21 protein-coding genes are annotated in these 25,080 nt (G+C 59.9%); 8 read left to right on the top strand and 13 right to left on the bottom strand.

Translation table 11 applies throughout. The annotated features are described in order from the left end of the window. From AC07V0_RS16205 to AC07V0_RS16160, 10 genes are all read right to left on the bottom strand, one after another. Nucleotides 1-640, bottom strand: a 640-nt coding sequence (locus tag AC07V0_RS16205; protein WP_492567476.1) for a calcium-binding protein, incomplete at its 3' end; no start/stop codon positions are given. Nucleotides 641-857: 217 nt separating this feature from the next. Then, complete coding sequence (locus AC07V0_RS16200; protein WP_086946367.1) at nucleotides 858-4,430, bottom strand: glycosyltransferase; 3,573 nt, start codon at nucleotides 4,428-4,430, stop codon at nucleotides 858-860. Between the two features lie 121 nt (nucleotides 4,431-4,551). Then, nucleotides 4,552-6,120, bottom strand: a complete 1,569-nt coding sequence (locus tag AC07V0_RS16195) for a flagellar hook-associated protein 3 (RefSeq protein WP_064619545.1) — start codon at nucleotides 6,118-6,120, stop codon at nucleotides 4,552-4,554. Nucleotides 6,121-6,133: 13 nt separating this feature from the next. Next, the gene (gene flgK / locus AC07V0_RS16190; RefSeq protein ID WP_064619547.1) at nucleotides 6,134-8,194 is read right to left on the bottom strand and encodes a flagellar hook-associated protein FlgK; all 2,061 of its coding nucleotides are present in this window, start codon (nucleotides 8,192-8,194) and stop codon (nucleotides 6,134-6,136) included. A gap of 23 nt (nucleotides 8,195-8,217) precedes the next feature. Next, on the bottom strand, nucleotides 8,218-9,516 hold the full coding sequence (gene flgJ, locus AC07V0_RS16185) for a flagellar assembly peptidoglycan hydrolase FlgJ (protein ID WP_086946368.1): 1,299 nt from the start codon (nucleotides 9,514-9,516) through the stop codon (nucleotides 8,218-8,220). A gap of 11 nt (nucleotides 9,517-9,527) precedes the next feature. After that, nucleotides 9,528-10,616 (bottom strand): flagellar basal body P-ring protein FlgI, encoded by a 1,089-nt coding sequence (locus tag AC07V0_RS16180; RefSeq protein WP_064619550.1) that lies wholly within the window; start codon nucleotides 10,614-10,616, stop codon nucleotides 9,528-9,530. Nucleotides 10,617-10,643: 27 nt separating this feature from the next. Continuing rightward, nucleotides 10,644-11,339: a flagellar basal body L-ring protein FlgH gene (gene flgH / locus AC07V0_RS16175; RefSeq protein ID WP_064619552.1), complete on the bottom strand. Its 696-nt coding sequence runs from the start codon at nucleotides 11,337-11,339 to the stop codon at nucleotides 10,644-10,646. 52 nt (nucleotides 11,340-11,391) lie between these two features. Then, a complete protein-coding gene (flgG, locus tag AC07V0_RS16170) occupies nucleotides 11,392-12,177 on the bottom strand; it encodes a flagellar basal-body rod protein FlgG (RefSeq protein WP_007938559.1) in 786 nt (261 codons plus the stop codon). 45 nt (nucleotides 12,178-12,222) lie between these two features. Further along, nucleotides 12,223-12,963, bottom strand: a complete 741-nt coding sequence (locus tag AC07V0_RS16165) for a flagellar basal body rod protein FlgF (protein ID WP_086946370.1) — start codon at nucleotides 12,961-12,963, stop codon at nucleotides 12,223-12,225. Between the two features lie 354 nt (nucleotides 12,964-13,317). After that, nucleotides 13,318-14,877, bottom strand: a complete 1,560-nt coding sequence (locus AC07V0_RS16160; protein WP_007938551.1) for a sigma-54-dependent phenylalanine hydroxylase transcriptional regulator PhhR — start codon at nucleotides 14,875-14,877, stop codon at nucleotides 13,318-13,320. Nucleotides 14,878-15,158: 281 nt separating this feature from the next. Between AC07V0_RS16160 and phhA the strand changes: the two genes are divergently transcribed. From phhA to AC07V0_RS16130, 6 genes are all read left to right on the top strand, one after another. Continuing rightward, on the top strand, nucleotides 15,159-15,944 hold the full coding sequence (gene phhA / locus AC07V0_RS16155) for a phenylalanine 4-monooxygenase (protein ID WP_018929945.1): 786 nt from the start codon (nucleotides 15,159-15,161) through the stop codon (nucleotides 15,942-15,944). A gap of 105 nt (nucleotides 15,945-16,049) precedes the next feature. Then, the gene (locus AC07V0_RS16150) at nucleotides 16,050-16,406 is read left to right on the top strand and encodes a 4a-hydroxytetrahydrobiopterin dehydratase (protein WP_018929944.1); all 357 of its coding nucleotides are present in this window, start codon (nucleotides 16,050-16,052) and stop codon (nucleotides 16,404-16,406) included. Beyond that, nucleotides 16,406-17,599 (top strand): amino acid aminotransferase, encoded by a 1,194-nt coding sequence (locus tag AC07V0_RS16145; protein WP_018929943.1) that lies wholly within the window; start codon nucleotides 16,406-16,408, stop codon nucleotides 17,597-17,599. The genes AC07V0_RS16150 and AC07V0_RS16145 overlap by 1 nt, the downstream gene beginning before the upstream one ends. 212 nt (nucleotides 17,600-17,811) lie before the next feature. Continuing rightward, nucleotides 17,812-17,943 (top strand): hypothetical protein, encoded by a 132-nt coding sequence (locus AC07V0_RS16140; RefSeq protein ID WP_007938543.1) that lies wholly within the window; start codon nucleotides 17,812-17,814, stop codon nucleotides 17,941-17,943. A 75-nt stretch (nucleotides 17,944-18,018) separates the two neighbouring features. Next, on the top strand, nucleotides 18,019-18,201 hold the full coding sequence (locus AC07V0_RS16135; RefSeq protein WP_007938541.1) for a hypothetical protein: 183 nt from the start codon (nucleotides 18,019-18,021) through the stop codon (nucleotides 18,199-18,201). A gap of 104 nt (nucleotides 18,202-18,305) precedes the next feature. Then, a complete protein-coding gene (locus AC07V0_RS16130) occupies nucleotides 18,306-19,505 on the top strand; it encodes an MFS transporter (protein ID WP_018929942.1) in 1,200 nt (399 codons plus the stop codon). Here the strand turns inward: AC07V0_RS16130 and arfB are convergent. Continuing rightward, nucleotides 19,502-19,915 carry an alternative ribosome rescue aminoacyl-tRNA hydrolase ArfB gene (gene arfB, locus AC07V0_RS16125; RefSeq protein ID WP_007938537.1) on the bottom strand — a complete coding sequence of 138 codons (414 nt, stop codon included), beginning with the start codon at nucleotides 19,913-19,915 and terminating at the stop codon, nucleotides 19,502-19,504. The genes AC07V0_RS16130 and arfB overlap by 4 nt on opposite strands. A 101-nt stretch (nucleotides 19,916-20,016) precedes the next feature. After that, nucleotides 20,017-21,429 (bottom strand): amino acid permease, encoded by a 1,413-nt coding sequence (locus tag AC07V0_RS16120; protein ID WP_086946371.1) that lies wholly within the window; start codon nucleotides 21,427-21,429, stop codon nucleotides 20,017-20,019. 947 nt (nucleotides 21,430-22,376) lie between these two features. On the opposite strand from AC07V0_RS16120, the gene AC07V0_RS16115 reads away from it, so the two are divergent. Next, nucleotides 22,377-22,514, top strand: coding sequence for a hypothetical protein (locus AC07V0_RS16115; protein ID WP_007938535.1), 138 nt, complete (start codon nucleotides 22,377-22,379; stop codon nucleotides 22,512-22,514). Nucleotides 22,515-22,581: 67 nt separating this feature from the next. Continuing rightward, nucleotides 22,582-23,547 (top strand): M29 family metallopeptidase, encoded by a 966-nt coding sequence (locus tag AC07V0_RS16110; protein ID WP_086946372.1) that lies wholly within the window; start codon nucleotides 22,582-22,584, stop codon nucleotides 23,545-23,547. A 151-nt stretch (nucleotides 23,548-23,698) separates the two neighbouring features. Here the strand turns inward: AC07V0_RS16110 and rluB are convergent, their stop codons facing one another. Next, nucleotides 23,699-24,964, bottom strand: a complete 1,266-nt coding sequence (gene rluB, locus AC07V0_RS16105) for a 23S rRNA pseudouridine(2605) synthase RluB (protein WP_018929938.1) — start codon at nucleotides 24,962-24,964, stop codon at nucleotides 23,699-23,701. Between the last annotated feature and the right edge of the window lie 116 nt (nucleotides 24,965-25,080).

The following is a 25,080-nucleotide window of genomic DNA, read 5'->3' as shown; positions in this document are numbered from 1 at the left end:
AGTGCACGCCAGTTTTCAGGTTGAGGTTCACCGCCACGGTGCTGTCGGTGTAGCCGACAGTGTCCATACCGGCGCCGCCAAAAAACTGATCTGCACCGCCGCCACCAAACAGCACGTCATTACCGGCACCGCCGCTGATGATGTTGTCGCTGGCGTTGCCGTAACCGGTAAAGGCTGCCGCCCCGGTATACGTCAGGCGCTCAACGTTGGCCGCCATGGAGAAAGTGGCGTAGCTGGTACGGATCTCGTCATTACCGCCACCCACCTGCTCGATGATCGTGCCGCCAGAACCGTTGATGATGTAGACATCATCACCCGCGCCCCCATCAAGGGTCACGGTGCTCAGGTCAACGTTGAACGTGTCGTTGAACCCCGTACCGATGACCTTTTCGATGTTGACCAGGGTGTCGCCTTGCGCGTCACCACCAATGCCGGGGAGCCCACCGCCGGTACGAATATCAACGTTCACCGCAGCAGCCGACGCCGAATAGTCCACGGTATCAGTACCCGTGCCGCCATCCAGCTTGTCCGCACCGGCACTCCCTTTGATCACATCATTGCCACCCAAGGCATAGATCTCATCATCCCCACTGGTACCTGTCAGCGTATCCACGCCGTTTGTCCCGTTTATCACTGCCATTGCGACTTCTTCCTTGCCATGTTGTTGAACCAGATACCTTTCCCGTAGCGATGTACAAACACGCGTCGCAGAAGGGTCTTTCATATGAACGAAGCTGTGGAGCCTGTATCGACGCAAACCAATCCGGGCTTGAGCCGGCCGCCGCAAATTTGTAACGCGCCCGGTACAAACAAAACAGGCGGCCCAAGGCCGCCTGCAGGTGTACATCCATGCTCGATCAGTTTGGCAGCCAGCCCTCGACCCAGTAGTTGAGGTTGTTGCCCTTGAGCATGTAATCGCGCAGCACTTCTTCGCGCAGCGCATCGCCCATGCGATAGCTCGCATCAGGGTCGGACAAGTGCATGCGGATTGCCTCGAGCCATTCCTCGGTGCTGTTGCTCACGACCTTGGTGCAAGGCAGATAGCCGCGATAGGCCTCAGTGTCGGTGCAAATCACCGGATAACCGCAGGCGCCGTACTCCAACAGACGCAGGTTGCTCTTGCAGTCGTTGAAGATATGGAATTCCAGCGGTGCCAAGGCCAGATCGAGGTTCAGGCTGGCCAGTTTGGCCGGATAGGCCTCCAGGCCGATGCTGGGATGGAACTCATGGACAAACGGACGCAAAGCTGGCGGACACATGCCGAAGAACACCCATTCGACTTCGTTGGCAAGCAGGCGCACCACGTCCGCAATGATTGCCAAGTCTCCATCATGACTCGTCCCGCCGCCCCAACCCACGCGAGGTTTGCGAGAGGTGCGGCGCTGGCTGGTGAGCCCGGTCCAGAGATGCGGGGCAAGCATGTTCGGGACGACCCGGATGTCGTGATGCATGTCCCGCAATGCATCGGCCAGGGGCTGGGTCGAGACCACAACCCGGTCACACAGCCCTACGCCACGGCGCACTATTTTATCGACCCCGACCTCAGCCTTGCGCAGGTGCGCGTTCTTCTTCGGGACATCAATCACATAATCGTCAAGTTCGAAGATGCGGAAAGCGTGCGAACAATTTTTGACTCGCTCAACCTCATCGACCGCATTCTTGCTATAGCGCCCCTGCAACACGATCACGTCGGGGGAGCACCGCTCAAGGTCAATGTCTGTCGGCGTGTGATAACTCAGGTGCCCCATCACGCGCCCGGCCGCCTCCAACTCACGGAACGGCTGGGCAACCCGGTAATGGCCCACTGCGGTGGTATTGATTGGGATCCCCAGCACCTTGGGCAAAAGCGGGCGCGAGAACGGGTCCCAGCCATCCTTGAATCCCGGCTCCAGACTGAAGTTGCTGGCGCCCAGACTCAGGTTAGGGTTGTAGGCCGGATCCCTGGCTATCACCGGCAACCATCGCTGGTAAAAACTTTTTTGCTCGGCCTGTAGCACCCTGGGAGCGGGAGTGAAGGCAGAGGATGGAACCACTCGCATCAATTCGGCGTAGGGAGTCCACACCACCAGGTATCCGTTTTGCCTCACGCGCAGGCAAAAGTCAGCGCCATTGAGTGCCTGCGCCAGATTTTGCTCGTCCAGGCCATGCAGCTCATCAAAAACTTTCTTGCGCACAAGCAGACAATCGATGCCCACGGCACTGAAATTCTGTACCGTCTGCTGGCGCTGCATGTAACCGGACGTGTTGAGCGGCTCACCACGATTGGGAACACCGACGGCCCCCCGCAACCCCAGTACCTGGGCCGTGCCCTCGATACGCCCTTGCGGACTCACCAGCCGACCGCCGACCACACCGACTTCCGGACGCTGAGCGTGATTGAGCAACTCGTCGAGCCAATCAGGGCTCACAACGACACTGTAGGGGCTGAGAAACAACAGATAGTCGCCACGGGCGTGGCCGGCAGCAAAGTTCTGCACTGCCGCCAGATTGTCACCATGATCACAGCGCAACACCCGAAGTTTGTCACTGCCCATTTGCTCCATGGCTGACAGCCAGTTGCAGGCATCAACGGCAGTACTGCCATTGTCGACAATGAGAACTTCATAGCGTTGGCAGGCGGTTTTCTCCAACACACTTTCGACGCAACGCTCCAGGGAGCCCAGTTCATCGCGGGTCGCAATGATGATCGAGACCATGGCTGGCTCATCATGCAGGTAGTCCACACGATTGATCATCGACTGGCTGCCGGGACGAATCCGGTGCGGTGCGCCGAGCCGCTGCAGATGCGCGGCCAGCACGCGAGGGCTCTGCTCGATAATCTGCGGCTGCGTGAGCCACTGGGAGAGACACAGAGCGGACTCCACGAGAACTTCAGCAATGTGCCCAATCGCATGCGGCCCGTTACTCTCCACCAGTCGCCAGACCAGATCGTGCACACCCAGCTCGCCAAAACCGTCTTGCATGCCACCCAGCTCGATCATCCGCTGCCGCTGCAGGGCCAGCACACGGCCGACATAGGGATAGCTGCGCATCAGATCCAGGTTGAAGTCCGGCTTGAACACCGGCTCGACCGAAACATCATCACGCAATCCGCCCTCGTCACTGTAGAGGCAGCGCACGTCAGGCATTTCCACCATGCGCTCTGCCAGCAACAGCAAAGCCAGTTCATTCAAGCGATCCCCCGCGCGAACCAGATAGATCCAGTCTGCGTTGTCCAACTGGGCCAGCAGACGATTGAACTGGGTAACCGGTTCATCATCCAGGCGCACATGTTGCACACCGTCGCATGGCGAGTGCTGCAATTGGGACAGCACTACCACTTGCTCAGCAGCATAGGTTTGCTGACGAATGCTCTTGAGCGTTTCTTCCAGCGCCGGAACATCACCTTCGCTGTCGAGAACAATCGGCACGATGCGTGGACGCCAGCTCCAACCCTGCAATCGGGCGTCGAGCAAGCGTTGCTGGGCCGGTTTCAAACGACGGCACGACAGCCATTCCCGATACATGTCGGCAAAGCTCTCGCACTCGACGCCTACCCGGGTGTGCACCATCGTTTGAATGAAGCCCAGTTGCCGGCCCAGCGCGGTTTCTTCCCAGGCATAGGCGTGCCCCGCAATCGCATCAGCCAGTGCCAGATAACGTACCCAGCCCGGCGCAGGCGCCGGCTCACCACTGCGCAAGGCAAGCATTTGCTTGAGCCAGTCGAGCTCGGTCATTACCGCAGTCTTGACTGGTGCCTGATCGCTCAGCCGCGCCGGATGCAAACGCTCAAGGCTCAACACCTGACCTACCACCACCAAATTGCCACGCCGTAGCAGGCAGGCAAACAAGGCGAAGTCCAGACACGCGATAAAACCTTCGCCGATCTGAGTCAGGGCCGGCAGATATTCCAGCGCATGGCGGGTTCGCAACAACGCCCCGCTGAGGCCGCTGAGAAAATTGACCAGACTGCTTTCCAGAATGCCCAGCAGATCCTCGCCCTTGAACAAGGTGACACCGGTGGAAAAACAGCAATTTTCCACACGGTCGGAAAGCAGGATGTAATCAGCGTCGTAAAACTGCCGCTGGCCGATCACCAGGTGGACATCGGCGTGGTCGATGAAGCCACCGATCTGCTGAGTGATGCATTCAGGAAGCAGCTGGTCGTCGTCGCACAGCAATTTCAGATAGTCACCGCTGGCCTCTTTGGCGCAGGCCATGAGGTTGCCCTGAAAACCCAGGCGCTGAGGATTGCGCACATAGCGCAGGCGAATCGAGACAGGCACCTCACAGGCATCGACGATCTCGCGGATCTCGTCACCGCCACTGTCATCGCAGACGATCACCTCAAGATTGGCGTAGGTCTGATTCAGCGCGCTTTGCAGTGCCGTCTGGAAGAACTGCGGGTTGAAGGCGGGGATGGCGATGGTAACAAGAGGTGCTGGTTTCACGGCGGGAGAACTCGCGAGCGGCGGGAGCTTACTTCAACGAAGTGAAACTCCCCGAACCGCTGAATAAAGACGGTTTGCACTCGGCAGTCGCAAGCCTTCGCGAGATCGCGAAGGCCCTGACTCAGACTTTGTTGAACAGCCCCAACTGAGCGATCTTGCTGAACGCCAGTTGCGAAGCTTGCAGCATGGTCTGCTGTAGAGTCAGGCGGGTCATCACTTCAGCCGGATCGGAATCGCGAATGGCCGATTGGGTCTGGGTGTTGGCGAGTGCCAGACTCTGGTTGATATCAGTCTGGGTATCCAATGACGCACCGCGACCGCCTACAGAACTGATACCGGAGGCCAGTTGGTCCATGCCGCTGGAGAGGTTGCCGATACCGGCAGTGACTGCAGCGTTCATTTGCTGAATGGCAATCGGATTATTATTGGTTGGCGTCGACAGCGCTGTTTTCAGCTGGCTGACGGTGTCCAGAATGTTTTGGGTCTGGTGCGTGTTGACCGCCACTGAGAACTGATCGCCTGCACCCGGCGTACCGGACACGGTGAACGAGACACCCGATGCTGTCGCGGTCGTACCGGCCATGGTACCGGTGGACACCGGTTTACTGTTGACGGTCAATGGCGCGGCATAGAGTTCGAAGTTCGTGGCACTGGTGAACTTGAGAATCGCCCCGCCGCCCGGGAAGCTGGCGTGGTAGTTGGTGCTGTTGGTCACAGAGGCGCCTGTCACCAGCGCAGTCGACGGGTTGCCCGGGCTGCGCGAAGTGTTGAAGCTGTCCGGCTTGGCTGCCAGCGTGAAGCTGTGCCCGGTGATCACGGTTCCCGGGACATCCCCCGCTTGCAGGTTGATGTTCAAGTTCAGATCAATGCCACGAAAACTGACAGTCTGTGTGGCCGCACCGCTGGTGGAACTGAACACGCCGTTCTGACTGGCCTCAGCGGTGACATCATTACCCAACGAGTCCGTAATTTGCAGCTGCGTGCCGCTGACGAAACTCACGGTGTAAGGCTCGCCGCTGCGGAACTTGGCGTTGTAAGTGACATCGGATTCGACCTGACCGTTGGACAACACCACACGACCGTCATCGACCGCAGGCGCGGTGAGCGTGGTCTGAGTCCGGGTAGTGTTGATCGCCTGCTGGAACACGTCCCAACCGGTGCTGTTGGTGGCCATCGACTGGGTATCGCCAATCGGCAGATCCAGCGTGACCTGATCACCGTTGTAGGCGTAGCTGCCATCGGTGTTGCGGGTGAACGGCACCACATCGCCCTTGGACCCGGAGAAGATGTACTTGCCGTTTTCATCCTTGGTGTTCATCAGGCTGAGCAGTTGCTCTTCAATCTGCCCCAGTTCGGAAGCGTTCGCCTGACGGTCGGCATCGGTATAGCCTGCGTTGCCTGCGCCGAGCGCCAGCTCTTTGGCGCGCTGCAGCACGTTGCCAATACTGGTCATCACCGACTCGGTCTGGCCTAGGGTGCCTTTGATGGTGGTCATGTTGGCCGAGTACTGGTCAAGCATCGAAGCCTGCTGACCCAATTGCAGCAAACGCGAAGCGCCGACCGGATCGTCGGCCGCGGTATTCACGCGAACCAGGCTGCTGGCCTCTTCGCTGCTCTTGACCACGTTGGAAAAGTTCTTCTGATAGTTGGCAGCAGAGGACTCGTAAAACTGGGCGGTAGAAATGCGCATGGGCTACGACTCCTTAAAGACTGTTGATCAGTGTGCTGAAGATTTCCTGCGCAGCCTTGATGATCTGCGAAGACGCGGTGTAGTACTGCTGATACTTGACCAGGTTGCCGGTTTCCTCATCGAGGTCGACACCGGACAACGAGTCGCGAGCGCCCTTGGCGTTGGCCAGGATGGCGGTGGTCGCGGCACTGTCGAGTTTGCCTTGAGCGGCCTTGGCGCCGACGCCCGAGACCAGCTTGCCGTAGGCATCGTTCAGGGAAATACCGTTGCTGGCCGAACCGGTGTCCACGGTCTGCTTGGTCTGCAAGGCAGCCAGCGTGGTGCCGTTACGGTTATCCAGCGAACCCGGCTGGCTGAGCGATACGTTGATCGCAGTGCCGTTACCTGGCGAACCGGCCACGGTCATGTCAAACGACACAGTGCGCTGCACGATGGGCGGTCCCGGATCATTGATCGCGGCGCCGGTGCCGTCGACCAGCGGAATGGTCAGGCTCAGCGTATTGTTCTGGCCCGGCACGATGGTGCCGCTGCTGAGCGCGTTGCCTTGGGCATCGAGCATTTGGTAAGTCTGAGTCGTACCACCGGCCGCACCAAATACGATCTTGACCGGCGTCGAAGTCTTCAGGCCGTTCTGGAGCGTGGTGGTGGTCGCCGTGTCGTAGATATCGAACTTGGTGGTCAGGGTCGGTTGACCGCTGGCCGGAATCGTCAGTGTGCCGCTGCCGCCCGCAGCAATCGCCGCGCCCAACGGTGCCGCGATGGCCAGACGCTTGGAGTCGGTCATCTCGGTCTTGATGTTGGTCGCCGCGTTGCGGGTCGGGGTGATCTTGAACGTGTCGCCGGCGGCTGCGGTGCCACCGGAAAGTGTCATGGAGAAACCATCGATCACCGGCGGTGGCGTGGTCAGCGTGCTGAACGCGCCCATGGCGGTGCCTTCAGGCAGACGCTGCACGGTGTAGTTGGTGGCGCTGGTGAAGGTGACCTTGTAATCGTTAATGGTCAGCTTGCCGCTGTCCTCGATGCTCACATCGAAGTTGCCGGAGCCGGCGCTGTTGCCGACCGTGGCAACGCTGCGTTGGGCCATTTGCGCGGCGGTGTTGATGCTGTTGAACAGGTTCGAACCAAAATCACCGTTCTTGTCGATGCCCTGGGCCTGGACGGTGTTCATCTGATCGGCGACGACCAGCGCCACACGCCCCAGTTCATTCATGGCCGGGTCCAGCACGGTGCTGCGATAACGCAGCAAGCCGCCCATCTCGCCACCGGTCATCACCGAGGTGATATCGATGGTGCTCGAACCGCGATTGAGCTGAATGGCCGAACGCGACGGATCGTCTTTGCTCGGCACCACTTCCAGCTTGCTGGCAGTGCTGCCCATGACCAGCGGTTGACCGCTGCCCAGGTAAATGTCGAGGTTGCCGTCACGCTCGATCACCTGCGCACCGGTGAAGGTGGACAACTGGCGCACGGTCTCGTTGCGCGCGTCGAGCAAGTCGTTGGGCTGGCCGCCGGCGTTGGAAACTTCGGAGATCTTCTGGTTCAACTGGGCCACGGTGGCCGCCAGTTTGTTGACCTGATCGGCCATGTCCGCCAGGTTGCCGTTGATGTCCGCGTTCTGCGCGGTCAACTGGCTGGAGATCGAGTTGAAACGGTTGCTCACCGCTTGCGCATCGCTGAGCAGCAGTTGGCGGGAAGCATCGTCGCCCGGTTTGGCGTTGACGTTCTGTACCGAGGCGAAGAACTTGGTCAGGGCGCCGTTGAGGCCGGTGCCGCTGTCTGACAGCAACTTATCGAGCGGGCTGATCTGCCCGGCATAGGCAGCCGAGTCGCTGTTGAGCGAGGTGGTGGTTTGCAGTTGCGCATCGAGGTAGCTGTTGTACACCCGACGCACATCGGCCAGGGTCGTACCCGTGCCGATGTAGACATTGCCGAACTGATTCGAGGCCTTGCTGCCCTGCACGGTTTGCTGACGCGAGTAGCCTGCGGTGTCGGCGTTGGCAATGTTGTTACCGGTCACCATCAACGCGCTTTGGCCAGCGGATAAACCCGACATCCCGATGTTGAGCAAACTCATGATTCAAACCTTATGCCTTGTGCCTATAAAGGCGTAGTGGAAGCGCCCGCTGCAGCGTAGTTTTGGTAACTCGTCATCTGCTTGGCTATCTGCGAAATCTTGCTTGCGTAATCCGGGTCGGTTGCATACCCGGCTTTTTGCAACTCGCGTACAAACTGTTCTGGGTTATCGGCCGACTTCAGCACATCTTGATAGCGATTGTTGCTTTGCAGCAGCGTCACAAGGTCATGGAAACTGTCCTTGTAAGAGGCGTAGGAACGGAACTCAGCCGTCTCCTTGACCATCTGGCCATTTCTGAATTCGCTGGTGATCGCCCGCGCCGAATCACCCTTCCAGTTACCACTGGCCTTGATCCCGAACAGGTTGTGGCTACTGCTGCCATCCTGGGCGCGCATGACCGATTTGCCCCAACCGGTTTCCAGGGCGGCCTGAGCCACCAGGTAACGCGGATCGACACCGATACGGTCGGCGGCTTCTTTGGCCATTGGCAGCATGGTGTTGACGAATTCGTCGGCGGAGCTGAAGGCTTTCTTCGCCGGTGCCAGGGGGATTTGAGCCATGGCACGACCATAAATCTGCAGGCGCCCGCTGGAGGTCGTATCCGTTTGCGAAGCCAGCCAATCGCCGTTGTACAGCGGGCCGGAACCGGTCGCGGTGCTCGGCGGCACCTGGATTTTGTTCTGCGTTGCGGTGGCGGTTGTCGCCGTGGTCGATGCCGATGGCACCAGCCCTGCGAGCAAACGGTCGGCCAGTTTCGGTGGCAGCGCCAGACGCCGCTGATTGATCAGCGCCATGTCGTTGCGGTGTGCGCCCTCGCCCGCACCTGCCGGCGCCCTCACCGCGCGTGAAGCCCACAACGGGCGCTCGCCATTGAGGCGCGACAGCGGCCCATTGGTGGCGACCGTACCGGCGGCAATCGGTGTTTCCACGGCGGCCTTCGCGGCGGCTTGCTTGGCGGCAGATGCTGCCGCAGCCTCACCCGGCGCCAACGGTTTGTTCTTCGACATCTGGCGCATCAACACGTCAGCCAGGCCGATACCGCCGCCTTCGCGAGACAGGGAAACGGCCAACTGCTGGTCGTACATTTCCTGGTATTGCTTGGCTGCCGGCGTGTTGAGCGGATTATCCTTGCCCAGCGCTTCGGTGGCCGAGCGCATGGACTTGAGCATTTCGCCGAGGAACAGCGACTCGAATTCCTGCGCCACTTTGCGCATGTTCGCATCGCTGTTCTTGTCGCCGACCTTGAGCTGATTCAAACGATTCAGGTCCGAGTAGGAACCCGAATCGCTGCTGCTGACCAGACCGCTTTTGCGCATATCCATGATCGCCGTCCTCAGATCACGATCAGGTCGGCTTGCAACGCGCCGGCCTGTTTCAACGCTTCGAGGATCGCCATCAAGTCACCCGGTGCTGCGCCGACCTGGTTCACCGCACGAACGATCTCGTCGAGGGTGGTGCCCGGGCCGAACTTGAACATCGGCTTGGCTTCTTGCTGAGCGTTGACCCGCGAGCGCGGCACGACCGCCGTCTGCCCGTTGGACAGAGGACCGGGCTGGCTGACGATCGGGTCTTCGGTGATGGTCACGGTCAGGCTGCCGTGGGTCACGGCGGCCGGGGAAACCTTGACGTTCTGGCCGATCACGATGGTACCGGTGCGCGAGTTGATGATGACTTTCGCCACCGCCTGGCCCGGATCGACTTCGAGGTTTTCGAGGATCGACAAATAGTCGACCCGCTGGCTCGGATCGAGTGGCGCGGTAACGCGGATCGAGCCACCGTCAATGGCCTGAGCGACGCCAGGGCCAAGCATGTCGTTGATCTTGTCGACGATGCGCTTGGCCGTGGTGAAGTCCGAACGGTTGAGGTTCAGGGTCAGGCTGTTGCCCTGATTGAAGCCGCTCGGCACTGCCCGCTCGACCGACGCACCGCCGGGGATGCGACCGGCCGACGGAACGTTGACGGTGATCTTGGAACCGTCACGACCTTCGGCATCGAAGCCGCCGACCACCAGGTTGCCCTGAGCCACGGCATAGACGTTGCCATCGATACCTTTGAGCGGCGTCAACAGCAAGGTGCCGCCGCGCAGGCTCTTGGAGTTACCGATGGACGCTACGGTGATGTCTATCTGCTGACCCGGCTTGGCGAACGCTGGCAAATCGGCGCTGATCGACACCGCCGCGACGTTCTTCAACTGCACGTTGCCCGAACCCGGCGGCACCTTGATGCCGAACTGCGAGAGCATGTTGTTGAAGGTCTGCAGGGTGAACGGGGTTTGCGTCGTCTGGTCGCCGGTACCGTTAAGCCCGACCACCAGGCCGTAGCCGATCAATTGGTTGGAACGCACGCCGGAAATACTGGCGATGTCCTTCAGCCGCTCGGCTTGAGCATCGAAGGCCGCCATCAGCAACAGGACGCCCACCATAAGGTGTTTAAGATTCAACGTAGCCACCTAGAAAGGGAACAGCGGGCTGAGGAAGAAACGGTCGAACCAGCCTGGCTGACTCGCATCGGCAAACGAACCGGTGCCCGAATAGGTGATGCGCGCATCGGCGATACGGGTCGACGAAACGGTGTTGTCAGTCGCGATGTCATCGGCGCGAACAAGCCCTGCAATCCGCACCAGTTCATCACCGGTATTGAGGGTCATCCACTTCTCGCCGCGTACGGCGATGATACCGTTGGGCAACACGTCGGCGACGGTCACGGTGATCGAGCCGGTGAGGCTGTTGCCCTGCCCGGCCTTGCTGTCACCCTTGGTCGCGCGGTCGCCGCTGTAGCTGGCATCCAGACTCAGGTCGCCGCTGTCGAGCGGGTTATTTACGCTGGGCTTAGTGCCGAACAATGAGGAAAGACCAATGCTGGTCTTGCTGGTCTTGTCGACCTGGGAATTGGCGTTCTTGCTCGCCTGGGTGCGCTCGTTCAGGGTGATGGTGATGATGTCACCGACCCGGAATGCCTTGCGGTCGCTGTACAGGTTCTGTTCGAAACCGGCCTGGTAGATCGAGCCGTTATTGGCGGCAGCCGGCAGCGGCGTGCGCGGCAACACCGGGGCGTAGTAAGGGTCATTGGGCTTTGGCGTCGGACCGACGCACCCCGCCAGCGCGGCGACCCCACTCAGTGCCAGAACAGATACGAAGCGATTCATGACCCTACCTCACGGTGTTGCAGGCGACCTCATGGCCGCCTCATAGACTTGATTACAGATTCTGCGTTACGAACGAGAGCATCTGGTCGGCGGTGGAGATCACTTTGGAGTTCATCTCGTAGGCGCGCTGAGTGGTGATCATGTTGACCATTTCTTCAACGGTGCTGACGTTGGACGTTTCCAGGGTGTTCTGCAGCGTGGTGCCGAAACCGGCCAGGCCCGGGGTGCCGACTTGCGGCGCGCCACTGGCAGCGGTTTCCAGGAACAGGTTGTTACCCACCGCTTGCAGACCGGCCGGGTTGATGAAGTCGGCGGTTTGCAGGTTGCCGATCACCTGGGCGGCCGGGCTGCCGGCAACAGTGATGGACACGGTGCCGTCACGGCCAACGGTGAACGTCTGGGCATTGTTCGGAATGACAATGGCCGGCTCCAGGGCGAAGCCGCTGGCGTTGACGATCTGGCCGTTGGAATCCAGGTGGAAGGTACCGTCACGGGTGTAGGACGTGGTGCCATCGGGCTGCAGGATCTGGAAGAAACCGCGGCCGTCGATGGCCATGTCCAATGGCTGCTCGGTGGTTTGCAGGCTGCCGGCGGTGAAGTTTTTCTGGGTGCCGACGATGCGCACACCGGTACCCACTTGCAGACCCGACGGCAGTTCGCTGTCCTGGGTCGACTGGGCGCCTGGCTGGCGCTTGATCTGATACAGCAAGTCCTGGAACTCGGCGCGGTCACGTTTGAAACCCGTGGTCGATACGTTCGCCAGGTTGTTGGAAATGGTGGTGAGGTTGGTGTCCTGGGCGGACAGACCTGTTTTGGCAACCCATAGAGCCGGAAGCATTCGTTTCTCCTCGTGCGCCTGTTTTACGGCGCGACGTTCTGATAATTAGCTGATCTGCAAGACCCGAGCCATGGCCTGGTCATCGTCTTTGGCGGTGTTCATCATCTTGATGTGCAGCTCGAACTGCTTGGCCAGCGCCAGTACCGAAGTCATTTCTTCCACGGCATTGACGTTGCTCGACTCGAGGAATCCGGACACCAGCTTGACGCCGGCATCGGCTTGCGCCGGCTTGCCGTCCTTGGTGTGGATCGAACCGTCCAGGCCTTTGGTCATGTTCTTGAAGTCCGGGTTGACCAGCTTGATGCGGTCGACTTCGGCCGTCACACGCGGGCCTTCGCCCATCGCACGGATACTGACGGTGCCATCTTCGCCGACTTCGATCTGCTGCTCAGGCGGCACGGCAATCAGACCGCCATTGCCCATCACCGGCATGCCGTTGCCGGCGCGCAACACGCCCAGCGCATCAACGTTCAGGCTGCCGGTGCGCACGTAGCTCTCACCGCCATCGGGGCTCTGCACGGCGATCCAGCCGTTGCCTTGCACCGCGACATCGAGGTCACGGCCGGTTTCCACCAGGGCGCCCGGGGAGAAGTCGGTGGCCGGACGTTCGCTCATGGCAAACGCACGCGCCGGAAAGCTGTCACCAAACACCGGCATCGAACGGGCCTGCTCCAGGTCCTTCTGAAAACCATTGGTAGAGATGTTCGCCAGGTTGTTGGCATGAGCCTTCTGCGCCAGTGCATTCTGGCTGGCGCCGGTCATTGCCACATAAAGGTACTTGTCCACACTCTTTCCTCTGCATGCCGGACGTTTGCCGCCCACCGCTGTACTGCTGAGCCATAAGCAATTTGCAGACCAACTTTTTTCTGGCGGCGCCGGGCCCGGCAAACAAAGGACTTGAGGGATTTAGAGGGGATTGAAGGAATGTATCGAAGACGAAAAACCGGCGGTGTCATGCCGCCAAGAGGCAAGGATCAGCCTGGACGCTGATCGTTCCCCTGTGGCGAGGGAGCTTGCTCCCGCTCGGGCGCGAAGCGGCCGCAAAACCTACCTGCGCGATCTGCCTGCAATAATTCGGTTGTCATTTTTTGGGCTGCTGCGCAGCCCAGCGGGAGCAAGCTCCCTCGCCACAAAAGCCGCTTAGCCCGGCTCCTTGCCGACCTCATACTCGCGCAACTTATTGGCAATGGTGGTATGGGAAACCCCCAGTCGCTTGCCCAGTTGCCGACTGCTCGGATACTCGGAATACAAGCGCTCCAGCACGGCTTTCTCGAAGCGCCCGACAATCTCGTCCAGCCCACCCTCGAGGGAGAAGTCGCCAAGCGGCTGACGCACGCCGTAGTCCGGCAGACGAATGTGCTCGGCTTTGACGGTGCCGCCTTCGCACAGGGAGACCGCCTGAAACAGCACGTTCTCCAACTGCCGCACGTTACCCGGCCAGTGATAGTGACTGAGTCGTTCCATCGCCGCCGGCGCCAGCTTCGGCAGTGGGCAACCGATCTGTCGGCTGGCCTGATCGAGGAAGTGCTCCACCAGCGGCGCCAGTCCGTCGAGGCATTCGCGCAGTGGCGGGATGTGCAACGAGAGCACGTTCAAGCGGTGGTACAAGTCCTGGCGAAATTCACCGCGAGCACACAGCTCGGACAAGTCCACCTGAGTCGCGCAGATCACCCGCACATCCAGATAGACCTCTTCATCGCTGCCGACACGACGGAAGCAACCGTCCTGCAGAAAGCGCAGTAATTTCACCTGCAAGCGCGGGCTCATTTCGCCGACGCCATCGAGAAACAACGTACCGCCCGCCGTCAGCTCCAGGAGCCCGAGCTTGCCTTCGGCCCGCGCCCCTTCGAAGGCGCCGGGGCCGTAGCCGAACAATTCGGTCTCGGCCATGGACTCTGGCAGGCCGGCGCAGTTGAGCGCCATCAGCGGTGATTGCCCGCGCGGGCTCGCCAGGTGACAGGCCCGCGCCAACAACTCTTTGCCGGTGCCGGTTTCGCCTTCGATCAATAGCGGCGCATCCAGCGGTGCCATGCGCCGCGCTTCGCGAACCACCGCCGCCATCACTTTCGAGCTTTGGAAAATGCTGTCGAAGCCGCGCAACTCCTGTTTGCGCACGTTATAGATGCGCTCGCCCACCCGGTCCGCCCGGTGCAGCGTCAACACCGCACCGGCCATGGCCTCGCTTTCGTCATGCTCCGATTGCAGCGGCGCGATGTCGGCGAGAAACACGTCACCCTTGACCTTCACCCGCAAGCCGTTGATCCGCGACTTGTTGGCGCGCACCAGTTCCGGCAAGTCGAAGTCTTCGGCGTACCGCGACAGCGGAATCCCCGGCACCTCATCCACCCGCACCCCGAGCAATTGCGCCGCCGCACGGTTGGCCGCGACGATGGAACCGCCCATGTCGATCGACAGAACCGGAAACTCCAGGGCACCGAGCAAGGCATTGAGCTCCATGTGCCGACGCTCGCTGGGCATCAGCCCTACACGCTTGACACCGAATACCCCACCAATCGCCTCGAACTTCGGCCGCAACGCCTGGAACTGAATGTTGATCAGGTTCGGACAGTGCAGATAGATCGCATTGCCATGCTCACCACCCACCTCGCCGCGAGCGACGTTGATCCCGTACTCGACCAACAGGTTGAGAATGTCGCGCAAGATACCGATGCGGTTCTGGCAGTGGACTTTGATACGCATATGAAGGCCCGTAACAGCGGTGATCGAGGCCCGGCGCAAGGAATTTTCTGCGCGAGCACCAAGTTAGTCGTCAAGATTATGTGACACCTGTAGGCCATTTCAAACCCGTAAATATCAATACTTGCGCCACAGCAGACAATACGTAACGAAAACTTTACGAAGAGCGCGGATTTTTCCTACGCAAGACGCGGATCACCTGCTGCAACACCGAACACCTTGGGGTATTTCTAGGTCCATAGCTGTACACACAACAAGAACGATTCCCCTAGCAGGAGAGCAGCATGAAGCAGACGCAATACGTGGCTCGCGAGCCCGATGCGCAAGGTTTTATCGACTACCCCGCTGAAGAACACGCGGTGTGGAATACGCTGATCACTCGCCAACTGAAAGTGGTCGAGGGTCGTGCATGCCAGGAATACCTGGACGGTATCGAAAAACTCGGTCTGCCCCACGACCGCATTCCGCAACTCGGCGAAATCAACAAAGTCCTCGGTGAAACCACCGGCTGGCAAGTTGCCCGGGTGCCCGCGCTGATTCCCTTCCAGACCTTTTTCGAATTGCTGGCGAACAAGCAGTTTCCGGTGGCGACCTTTATTCGTACCCGCGAAGAACTGGATTACCTGCAAGAGCCGGACATTTTCCACGAGATCTTCGGCCACTGCCCGTTGCTGACCAACCCCTGGTTCGCCGAATTCACCCACACCTACGGCAAACTCGGCCTACAGGCCTCCAAGGAAGAGCGCGTGTACCTGGCGCGTCTGTACTGGATGACCATCGAGTTCGGCCTGGTCGACACGCCGCAAGGCCTGCGCATCTATGGCGGCGGCATCCTGTCCTCGCCGAAAGAAACTGTTTACGCCCTGTCGGATGCGCCTGAGCATCAGGCCTTCGACCCACTGGAATGCATGCGTACGCCGTATCGCATCGACATTCTGCAGCCGCTGTACTTTGTCCTGCCGAACCTCAAGCGCCTGTTCGATCTGGCCCACGAAGACATCATGGGCATGGTCAAACAAGGCATGCAGCTTGGGTTGCACGCACCGAAATTTCCGCCAAAAGCTGCGTGACCCGCGACTTTTGGCATCAAGTGAGTCTGTTACGGATCGCCGCTTTGCTTTAGCGTGGTCCCACTGACGACCGTTTTTCAAAACACTCGATTTCAGGAACACATCATGTCCACATTGAACCAAGCCCATTGCGAAGCCTGCCGCGCCGACGCCCCTCAGGTCAGCGACGAAGAACTGCCGATCCTGATCAAGCAGATCCCTGACTGGAACATCGAAGTGCGCGACGGTGTGATGCAGTTGGAAAAAGTTTTCCTGTTCAAGAACTTCAAGCACGCGCTGGCGTTCACCAACGCCGTTGGCGAAATCTCCGAGGCCGAAGGTCACCACCCGGGCCTGCTGACCGAGTGGGGCAAAGTCACCGTGACCTGGTGGAGCCACTCCATCAAGGGCCTGCACCGCAACGACTTCATCATGGCCGCGCGCACTGACGAAGTGGCCAAAGACGCCGAGGGCCGCAAATAATGCATTTCGACGCCATCGGCCGAGTACCCGGCGACCCGATTCTCGGCCTGATGGAGGCCTATGCGCAGGACCCCAATCCGCGCAAGTTCGACCTTGGCGTGGGGGTCTACAAAGACGCCCAGGGCCTGACGCCGATCCTTGAAGCGGTGAAGCTTGCCGAGCAGCGCCTGGTGGATCGCCAGGCCACCAAGACTTACATCGGCGGCCACGGCGATGCGGCGTTCGGTAAAGTCATCAACGAGCTTGTGCTGGGTGCTGATTCGGCGCTGATCGCCGAGCAACGGGCCGGCGTCACGCAAACGCCGGGCGGCACCGGTGCGCTGCGCTTGAGCGCCGACTTCATCGCCCAATGCCTGCCGGGCCGTGGCGTGTGGCTGAGCAGCCCGACCTGGCCGATCCACGAAACGATTTTCGCGACGGCCGGGGTCAAGGTCAGTCACTACCCGTACGTGGGCAGCGATAACCGTCTCGACGTCGAAGCGATGCTCGAAGTGCTCAATCAAGCACCGAAGGGCGATGTGGTGCTGCTGCACGCCTGCTGCCACAACCCGACCGGTTTCGACCTGTCCCATGACGATTGGCGCCGGGTGCTGGACGTGGTGCGCAGTCGCGACTTGCTGCCTCTGATCGACTTCGCCTATCAGGGCTTCGGCGATGGCCTGGAGCAAGATGCCTGGTCGACCCGGTTGTTCGCCGCCGAGTTGCCGGAAGTGCTGATCACCAGTTCCTGCTCGAAGAACTTCGGCCTGTACCGCGACCGCACCGGCGCGCTGATTGTCTGCGCGCAAACCGCCGGCAAGCTGGTGGACATCCGCAGCCAACTGGCCAACATCGCCCGCAACCTGTGGTCGACACCGCCGGATCACGGCGCCGCCGTCGTCGCGACCATCCTTGGCGATCCAGAGCTGAAAAGCCGCTGGGCCGACGAAGTGGAAGCCATGCGTTTGCGCATCGCCCAGCTGCGCAGTGGCCTGGTCGAAGCGCTTGAACCCCACGGCTTGCGCGAGCGGTTTGCGCACATTGGCGTGCAACGCGGGATGTTTTCCTACACCGGTTTGTCGCCGGAGCAGGTCAAGCAACTGCGCGAACATCACAGTGTGTACATGGTCAGCTCGGGCCGGGCGAACGTGGCGGGGATCGATGCGACACGCCTGGACCTGCTGGCCGAGGCCATCGCTGACGTCTGCAAGTAACACGATGCAATGGCGAGCTCCCTGTGGCGAGGGAGCTTGCTCCCTCGCCACAGTGGGTCTTCGCCTCCTGCTGACCTGTCTAGACAATCCCATCCGTCGTAACAATTGGATATAAAGTCTATTTGTCATTTTTCCTGCTGTATCCTGCCCAGGCTTTTTTAAAAGCGCGGATCTACCAGATCTATCAACAGACTTAGCGAGGAGCGCGAAACATGCACGAGATCCCTAATCTCCCCTTCCCAAGCCTGCACGAAACTGAGCAGACAACCACGCAACAAGCCGGTGCCCAACAGCCCGAGCCGAAAGAAGCACCTGAACGCCGCCAGGCCGACAGAGAAGACTGATACACCTGCAATGCCAGACCGTGTGGAAAGCGCTAACATGCGCTTTCCACACTGCCTGAACCGCGAGCCCGCACCATGAGCGATGATTTCACTGAAGCCCAGGCCAGCGTCCTGATCGGCACCGCCGAGAAGATGATCGAGATCTGGAATCGCCTTTCCCCCGAGAAACAAGCCGCCCTGCTGGCCCGCTTCGGCAGCGAAGAAAATGCCCTGGCCGCCTTGGTCACGACGCAACTGGTCGCCCCCGCAAAATCCTGATTCATCCCGTTCGGCAATTAGTTTTACTTTTTCACGCCCTGCGACCGTCCACGCCGCTATCATAAGCAGCCTATCTATCATGCTGCCCCGTGGACCTTTTACCCATGTCTGAAACCCAGCGCCCCCTGGCGGTCACGCTGCAAGTCGTTTCCATCGTCCTGTTCACTTTCATCGGTTACCTCAATATCGGTATTCCCCTGGCCGTATTGCCGGGCTACGTCCACAGCGACCTCGGCTTCGGCGCGGTGATCGCCGGGCTGGTGATCAGCGTGCAATACCTGGCCACCCTCCTCAGCCGCCCTTACGCCGGGCGCATCATCGATAACAAGGGCAGCAAACTGGCGGTGATGTATGGCCTCGCTGGCTGTGGTTTGAGCGGCGTGTTCATGCTGATTTCAGCCTGGACACAAAGCCTGCCGATGCTGAGTTTGATCAGCCTGTTGATTGGCCGCCTGATACTCGGCAGCGCGGAAAGCCTGGTCGGCTCCGGGTCGATCGGCTGGGGCATCGGCCGGGTCGGCGCGGCGAACACCGCCAAGGTCATCTCCTGGAACGGCATTGCCAGTTACGGCGCGTTGGCGGTCGGCGCACCACTGGGGGTGCTGCTGGTGAGTCAATTGGGTTTGTGGAGCATGGGCGTGAGCATCATGCTGCTGGCGGTGCTGGGCGTGGCGCTGGCCTGGCCGAAAACCGCGGCGCCGATTGTCGCCGGCGAACGTTTGCCGTTCATGCATGTGCTGGGACGGGTGTTCCCTCATGGCTGCGGCCTGGCACTGGGCTCCATCGGCTTTGGCACCATCGCGACCTTCATCACCCTGTATTACGCCACTCAGCATTGGTCCAACGCGGTGCTGTCCCTGAGTTTGTTCGGCGCCAGTTTCATTGGCGCGCGACTACTGTTCGGCAACCTGATCAACCGCCTCGGCGGCTTTCGCGTGGCGATTGCCTGCCTCTCGGTGGAAACCCTCGGGCTGTTGCTGCTGTGGCTGGCGCCGGATGCTCATTGGGCACTGGCCGGTGCGGCGCTGAGCGGTTTCGGCTTTTCGCTGGTGTTCCCGGCCTTGGGCGTGGAAGCGGTCAATCTGGTGCCGGCCTCCAGCCGTGGCGCAGCAGTTGGGGCCTATTCGCTGTTTATCGATTTGTCACTGGGGATTACCGGACCGCTGGCGGGTGCGATTGCTGCAGGATTCGGGTTTGCCTCGATCTTCCTGTTCGCCGCCCTCGCCGCCTTGAGCGGATTGATGTTGAGCGTTTACTTGTACCGACAGGCGCCCAAGTATCGGGAAGAGCGTGAAGCACGCTAAAAATCGACCTTGCCCCGCCCGGCCTTGATGCTGCCGCGCTTGGTCTTTGATTCGAGCCGACGCTTTTTCGAGCCCAGCGTCGGCTTGGTCGGACGGCGTTTCTTTTCCACTTTGGTAGCGCTGAGGATCAACTCGGTCAGACGCTCCAGCGCATCGGCGCGGTTCTGCTCCTGCGTGCGGTATTGCTGGGCCTTGATGATCAACACCCCTTCGCTGGTGATGCGACTGTCGCGCAACGCCAGCAGCCGTTCCTTGTAGAACTCGGGCAGGGACGAGGCCGGAATGTCGAAGCGCAGGTGCACCGCACTGGAGACCTTGTTGACGTTCTGCCCACCGGCGCCCTGGGCGCGAATGGCCGTCAACTCGATCTCGGCATCCGGCAGATGCACGTTGTTGGAAATCACCAGCATGGAAAAAGGTCCGGTATCAGGACCGCCAGAATACCCCGGCTTTCGCATCCTCCACAAAAAACCCGGCACATTGGCCGGGTTTGTTGTTTCTGCGCGTTGCGTTATTTCACCGCGACCTGCAACGCCTGCTGGGCGCTGCGCTTGTTCTTGATGCCGTAGCAGATCCACATGAACGCGACCCATACCGGAATCGCATACACCGAGACCTGGATGCCCGGGATCAGCAACATCACGCCCAGGATGAACACCACGAACGCCAGGCAGATGTAGTTGCCGTACGGGTACCACAGGGCCTTGAACAGCGGCGTCTGCCGGGTCTTGTTCATGTGCTGGCGGAACTTGAAGTGCGAGAAGCTGATCATCGCCCAGTTGATCACCAGGGTCGCAACCACCAACGACATCAACAGTTCCAGCGCGTTTTGCGGGATCAGGTAGTTCAGCAACACCGCGATCAACGTCACAGCGGCCGACGCCAGGATCGAACGTACCGGCACGCCACGCTTGTCGATCTTCGACAAGGCTTTCGGCGCATCGCCCTGCTCGGCCATGCCCAGCAGCATGCGGCTGTTGCAGTAAGTACCGCTGTTGTACACCGACAGCGCCGCGGTCAGGACCACGAAGTTGAGGATGTGCGCGGCGGTTTTGCTGCCGAGCATCGAGAACACCTGCACGAACGGGCTGCCGCTATAGGCATCGCCGGAAGCATTCAGGGTTGTCAGCAGACTGTCCCAAGGAGTCAGCGACAACAGGACCACCAGCGCACCGATGTAGAAAATCAGGATCCGGTAGATCACCTGGTTGATGGCTTTCGGGATCACGGTTTTCGGTTTGTCGGCTTCAGCGGCGGTGAAACCGAGCATTTCCAGGCCACCGAAGGAGAACATGATGATCGCCATGGCCATCACCAGGCCGCTGACACCGTTCGGGAAGAAACCGCCGTGGGACCACAGGTTGGTTACCGAGGCTTGCGGGCCGCCGTTACCGCTGACCAGCAAATAGCTACCCAAAGCAATCATGCCAACGATCGCTACGACCTTGATGATCGCGAACCAGAACTCGGCCTCACCGAAGACTTTGACGTTGGCCAGGTTGATCGCGTTGATCAGCACGAAGAACGCGGCGGCGGAGGCCCAGGTCGGGATATCCGGCGCCCAGTAGTGGATGTATTTGCCGACCGCGGTCAGCTCCGACATGCCCACCAGGATGTACAGGATCCAGCAGTTCCAGCCCGACAGGAAACCGGCAAAACCGCCCCAGTATTTATGCGCGAAGTGGCTGAAGGAACCGGCCACCGGCTCTTCGACGATCATCTCGCCCAGCTGGCGCATGATCATGAAGGCGATGAAGCCGCAAATGGCGTAGCCGAGAATCATCGACGGGCCGGCGGATTTGAGCACGCCGGCCGAGCCGAGGAACAACCCGGTACCGATCGCGCCACCGAGGGCGATCAGTTGAATATGGCGATTTTTCAGGCCGCGTTTAAGCTCGCCTGAATGCGAGTTTTGTCCACTCATGAAAAGGGTCTCACGCAAGGTTTGATGATGTTCGGTAGACGTTGCTGCAAGGTTGCGATTTCAAGCAGCGCCGATCAAACCCCAGCGCAGGCACCAGGAGTTCAGCGTTTTTACGACAGTCATGCGTCACCTGTTTGTTTTTATCTGTGACGAAATCGAACCCGACACGCTCGTGACGCGGCGGAGTGAACAAGGCGGATAGCCTTGAGGTTTGCGCTGTTGCGCAGAGGGTCACAGTTAAAACGCGGCGCATTGTACACCGCTAACCCCCTGCTGCCAGACACCGCTGGATCAGCGCGTCGGTTGCCGGGATTGCCTGTGTCCGCCTCGAAGGTCCCGGGCGGCAGCAAAAATTGAGTCAGACCTTTGCAGGTCTTCGACGGGGGCAGCGGAAAAATCGCCCCACGGAGAGAGATGGAGATGAGTCACGGCGTTCATTGCGCCTCCTTCTTGTTATGCACCTGCACGACAGGCATGGGGCGCATCTCACCTTTCAATCGAGGCTGAGACAAGCGCGCCAGAGCCCTTGAACAGCACCATCGTGGCGGCGGACGGCAGGTTTTCCTTACAGCCCTTTCCACAGCGGCATTCCATGGGGTTTGAGCACGCTTTTCGTAAGGATTTATTTACAGCGCGTAACGCATGCTTTCCAAATCAGATCCAGAGAGCCGTCGACTGTAAATTGACGATAGGAAGCTTCCTAAGGAGTTTTCCGACTTAGTTTTCTGTTTTTTATTAGGAAATTTACTTTTTTTAAAATGGAATAATTAGTTCAAATGAAAATTGTTTAATTATTTTTTTGCAATTCAAAAACCTGTGAACTAGGTTTTCAGCGACTTGCCGAACCGCATCGACCGGCAAGTCGACGCGCTCTTCAATGAATGAAAAACGCGCCACTGTTCTTACCGAAGCTGTTCTTACCGAAAAAGTCATCTAGGAGATTCACCATGCAAGCACTGGACAAAGACTTGGACACTGAACTGCAACTCGACGATTGGTTTGAAGCACCGACCCATGAAGCCGCCGTTGAAATGATGCAAGCCGACGCGGTTGTTCCGTTCGGCACGGCGATGTGGCCTCTGTAAGACATCCCGGCGGGCATGATCCGGCCGGTCGTGCCCGCCACTTACCAGGTTTGTCAGGGAGGACTCCATGGATAAGCAGCGTGCCATCTCGCATTTCCTTTACTACCTCGAACATCACCCAGCTGTTGCCGGCATCAAACCGGCGAAGGTCTTGCTCGGCCATACCGCTGATTACGAGGCGCTGACCGGCGCCATCGTCGAACAGGCCGGCAACAGCCCAAGGTTCGCCTTCAGCGCGATGCGTCTGGACCTCGAACCCACCGAATTGCTGGCCAAGGCGATTGCCGACAGCGATCTGTACATTTTCTTCTACGACTCTTCCACCCTGCCCAACCCGCGTCCCGACGGCCCGGACTTTGTTCGCGCGCTGCAAGGTGTGATGGCGGAAAACTGGAAGAAGTCGCTGCTGTTCAAGGATTACGGCGATTACTTCTACGACACGTTCAGTGTCACCCCGCAGCGGATTGCCGGGTTGAACAGCCACTTGATCCAGCGCATGTCCCAGGCCACCACTTTAAGTTTCAAAGATGAGCATGGCTCGTGGTTCGAAACACCGTTGAGCAGTATCAAGAAGTGGACCGACATCAATGGTGTCGGCAACTTCGACCTGGCGCCCGGCGAGATTGCCACCCATAGCGAGGCGATTAATGGCCGGGTCAAGTTCATGGGGACGTTCCTCAGCACGATTCCGTTTGCCCGCAAGTACGGCGTACTCGCGTCACCGCTGGAGTTGTGGATCGAGAACTCGACCATCAGCAAAATCGCCACCGATGTGCCGGGACTGGAACATGACTTCAACAAGTACCTGGACGCCAATCCGTCCAATCGACGCATCGAGGAGTTGGGGATCGGTACCAACGAAGGTGTGAAAGAGTTGTATGCGCGCAATGCCGGGTTCGAAGAGCGCCATTGCGGTTTGCACTTGGGGTTGGGCGGAGGCGCCAAGGGCAGCCATCATCTGGACCTGATCTTCTCTGGCGGCGTGTTGGCGCTGGATGATGAGCCGGTGTTTGATCGGCGGTTTGTGTTTTAACCCAAGGCTTTCGGCGATACAGATGACGCGCTGATCGTTCCCACGCTCTGCGTGGGAACGATCAAACAACCGCACCTGCTGAAAACCGGTTCTGCCAGACACAAAAAAACGCCATCCCGAGGGATGGCGTTTTTTATGCTGCGCTTACCGATTACTCAGGCTTGCGACGACCGAAGCCCGGACGCTGGCCGGAGCCGGCTGGCGCACCGCGGCGCTTGCCCGATGGCGCGTCCTTGTCGACCAGCACGATGCCTGGGCGTTTCTTCGGCGCCGGTTTGGCCGGGCGCTTGGTGTCGGCCGGGCGGTCTGCCACCGGCGTACCACGGCCGGCAGGCGCACCGCGATCGCTACGACCACCGGACGGAGCGCCACGGCCTTCGCCACGCTCAGTACGACCGTTGGCCGGACGCGGCGTGCGTGGACCGCGCTCGCCGTCCTGGCGTGGCGCTGGCTTGCGGGCCGGGCGCTCGCCTTCGATCTGCGGCTCGCGAGATGGACGCGGGCCGGCAGCTGGAGCGCCAGCGGCTGGACGCAGGGTCCGTACGCGTTCGGTCTTGCCCACCGGGCGGGACGATTTGCGCTGCATACGCTCGAGCTTGTCTTTGCTCTTGGCGTTCATTTGCGGCATCGCCACCGGCGTCAGGCCGACTTCAGCACTCAGAATGTCGACTTCCTGCTGGCTCATTTCGCGCCAGCGACCCATCGGCAGGTCGGAGTTGAGGAACACCGGACCGAAACGCACGCGCTTCAGACGGCTGACCACCAGGCCCTGGGATTCCCACAGACGACGAACTTCGCGGTTACGACCTTCCATCACCACGCAGTGGTACCAGTGGTTGAAACCTTCGCCACCTGGTGCCTGCTTGATGTCGGTGAATTTCGCCGGGCCGTCTTCGAGCACCACGCCTGCCTTCAGACGCTCGATCATCTCGTCGTCGACTTCACCACGTACACGGACGGCGTATTCACGGTCCATTTCGTAGGACGGGTGCATCAGGCGGTTGGCCAGCTCACCGTCGGTGGTGAACATCAGCAGACCTGTGGTGTTGATGTCCAGGCGACCGATGTTGATCCAGCGACCTTCTTTCGGGCGCGGCATCTTGTCGAACACGGTCGGACGGCCTTCCGGGTCGTCACGGGTGCAGATTTCACCGTCGGGTTTGTTGTACATGATCACGCGGCGTACCGACTCGGCAGCTTCTTCGCGCTTGATCACCTTGCCATCGATGGTGATGGCGTCATGCAGGTCGACGCGCAGGCCGAGGGTGGCGTCTTTGCCATTGACCTTGATGCGGCCGTGGCTGATCCAGGCTTCTACGTCACGGCGCGAGCCGACGCCGATACGGGCGAGGACTTTCTGCAGTTTTTCGCCTGCTGGGCCGATTTCCTGGTCGTCTTTCTGGTCGTTGATACTCATCTGGGCACCTCCCGGTGTGATCAAGTTCAGGCCTTGGCCTGAAGATGTGAAATCTGGTCGTTTGACGAAGGGATCGCCAAAGGGTCGCGAATCATACGCTCATGGAAGCGTTCGCG

It is taken from the genome of Pseudomonas sp. GW821-FHT01E10, assembly GCF_059422365.1.
The sequence above is the reverse complement of the archived record's forward strand: the minus strand, read 5'-3'. Positions and strand labels throughout refer to the sequence as shown.

Bases quoted from the DNA above. Each gene is read 5' to 3' on its own strand.
- AC07V0_RS16195 (WP_064619545.1), bottom strand. From the start codon at position 6,120: ATGCGCATTTCTACCGCCCAGTTTTACGAGTCCTCTGCTGCCAACTAT.
- flgK (WP_064619547.1), bottom strand. From the start codon at position 8,194: ATGAGTTTGCTCAACATCGGGATGTCGGGTTTATCCGCTGGCCAAAGC.
- flgJ (WP_086946368.1), bottom strand. From the start codon at position 9,516: ATGGATATGCGCAAAAGCGGTCTGGTCAGCAGCAGCGATTCGGGTTCC.
- AC07V0_RS16180 (WP_064619550.1), bottom strand. From the start codon at position 10,616: ATGGTGGGCGTCCTGTTGCTGATGGCGGCCTTCGATGCTCAAGCCGAG.
- flgH (WP_064619552.1), bottom strand. From the start codon at position 11,339: ATGAATCGCTTCGTATCTGTTCTGGCACTGAGTGGGGTCGCCGCGCTG.
- flgG (WP_007938559.1), bottom strand. From the start codon at position 12,177: ATGCTTCCGGCTCTATGGGTTGCCAAAACAGGTCTGTCCGCCCAGGAC.
- AC07V0_RS16160 (WP_007938551.1), bottom strand. From the start codon at position 14,877: ATGCGTATCAAAGTCCACTGCCAGAACCGCATCGGTATCTTGCGCGAC.
- phhA (WP_018929945.1), top strand. From the start codon at position 15,159: ATGAAGCAGACGCAATACGTGGCTCGCGAGCCCGATGCGCAAGGTTTT.
- AC07V0_RS16150 (WP_018929944.1), top strand. From the start codon at position 16,050: ATGTCCACATTGAACCAAGCCCATTGCGAAGCCTGCCGCGCCGACGCC.
- AC07V0_RS16145 (WP_018929943.1), top strand. From the start codon at position 16,406: ATGCATTTCGACGCCATCGGCCGAGTACCCGGCGACCCGATTCTCGGC.
- AC07V0_RS16140 (WP_007938543.1), top strand. From the start codon at position 17,812: ATGCACGAGATCCCTAATCTCCCCTTCCCAAGCCTGCACGAAACTGAG.
- AC07V0_RS16135 (WP_007938541.1), top strand. From the start codon at position 18,019: ATGAGCGATGATTTCACTGAAGCCCAGGCCAGCGTCCTGATCGGCACC.
- AC07V0_RS16130 (WP_018929942.1), top strand. From the start codon at position 18,306: ATGTCTGAAACCCAGCGCCCCCTGGCGGTCACGCTGCAAGTCGTTTCC.
- arfB (WP_007938537.1), bottom strand. From the start codon at position 19,915: ATGCTGGTGATTTCCAACAACGTGCATCTGCCGGATGCCGAGATCGAG.
- AC07V0_RS16120 (WP_086946371.1), bottom strand. From the start codon at position 21,429: ATGAGTGGACAAAACTCGCATTCAGGCGAGCTTAAACGCGGCCTGAAA.
- AC07V0_RS16115 (WP_007938535.1), top strand. From the start codon at position 22,377: ATGCAAGCACTGGACAAAGACTTGGACACTGAACTGCAACTCGACGAT.
- AC07V0_RS16110 (WP_086946372.1), top strand. From the start codon at position 22,582: ATGGATAAGCAGCGTGCCATCTCGCATTTCCTTTACTACCTCGAACAT.
- rluB (WP_018929938.1), bottom strand. From the start codon at position 24,964: ATGAGTATCAACGACCAGAAAGACGACCAGGAAATCGGCCCAGCAGGC.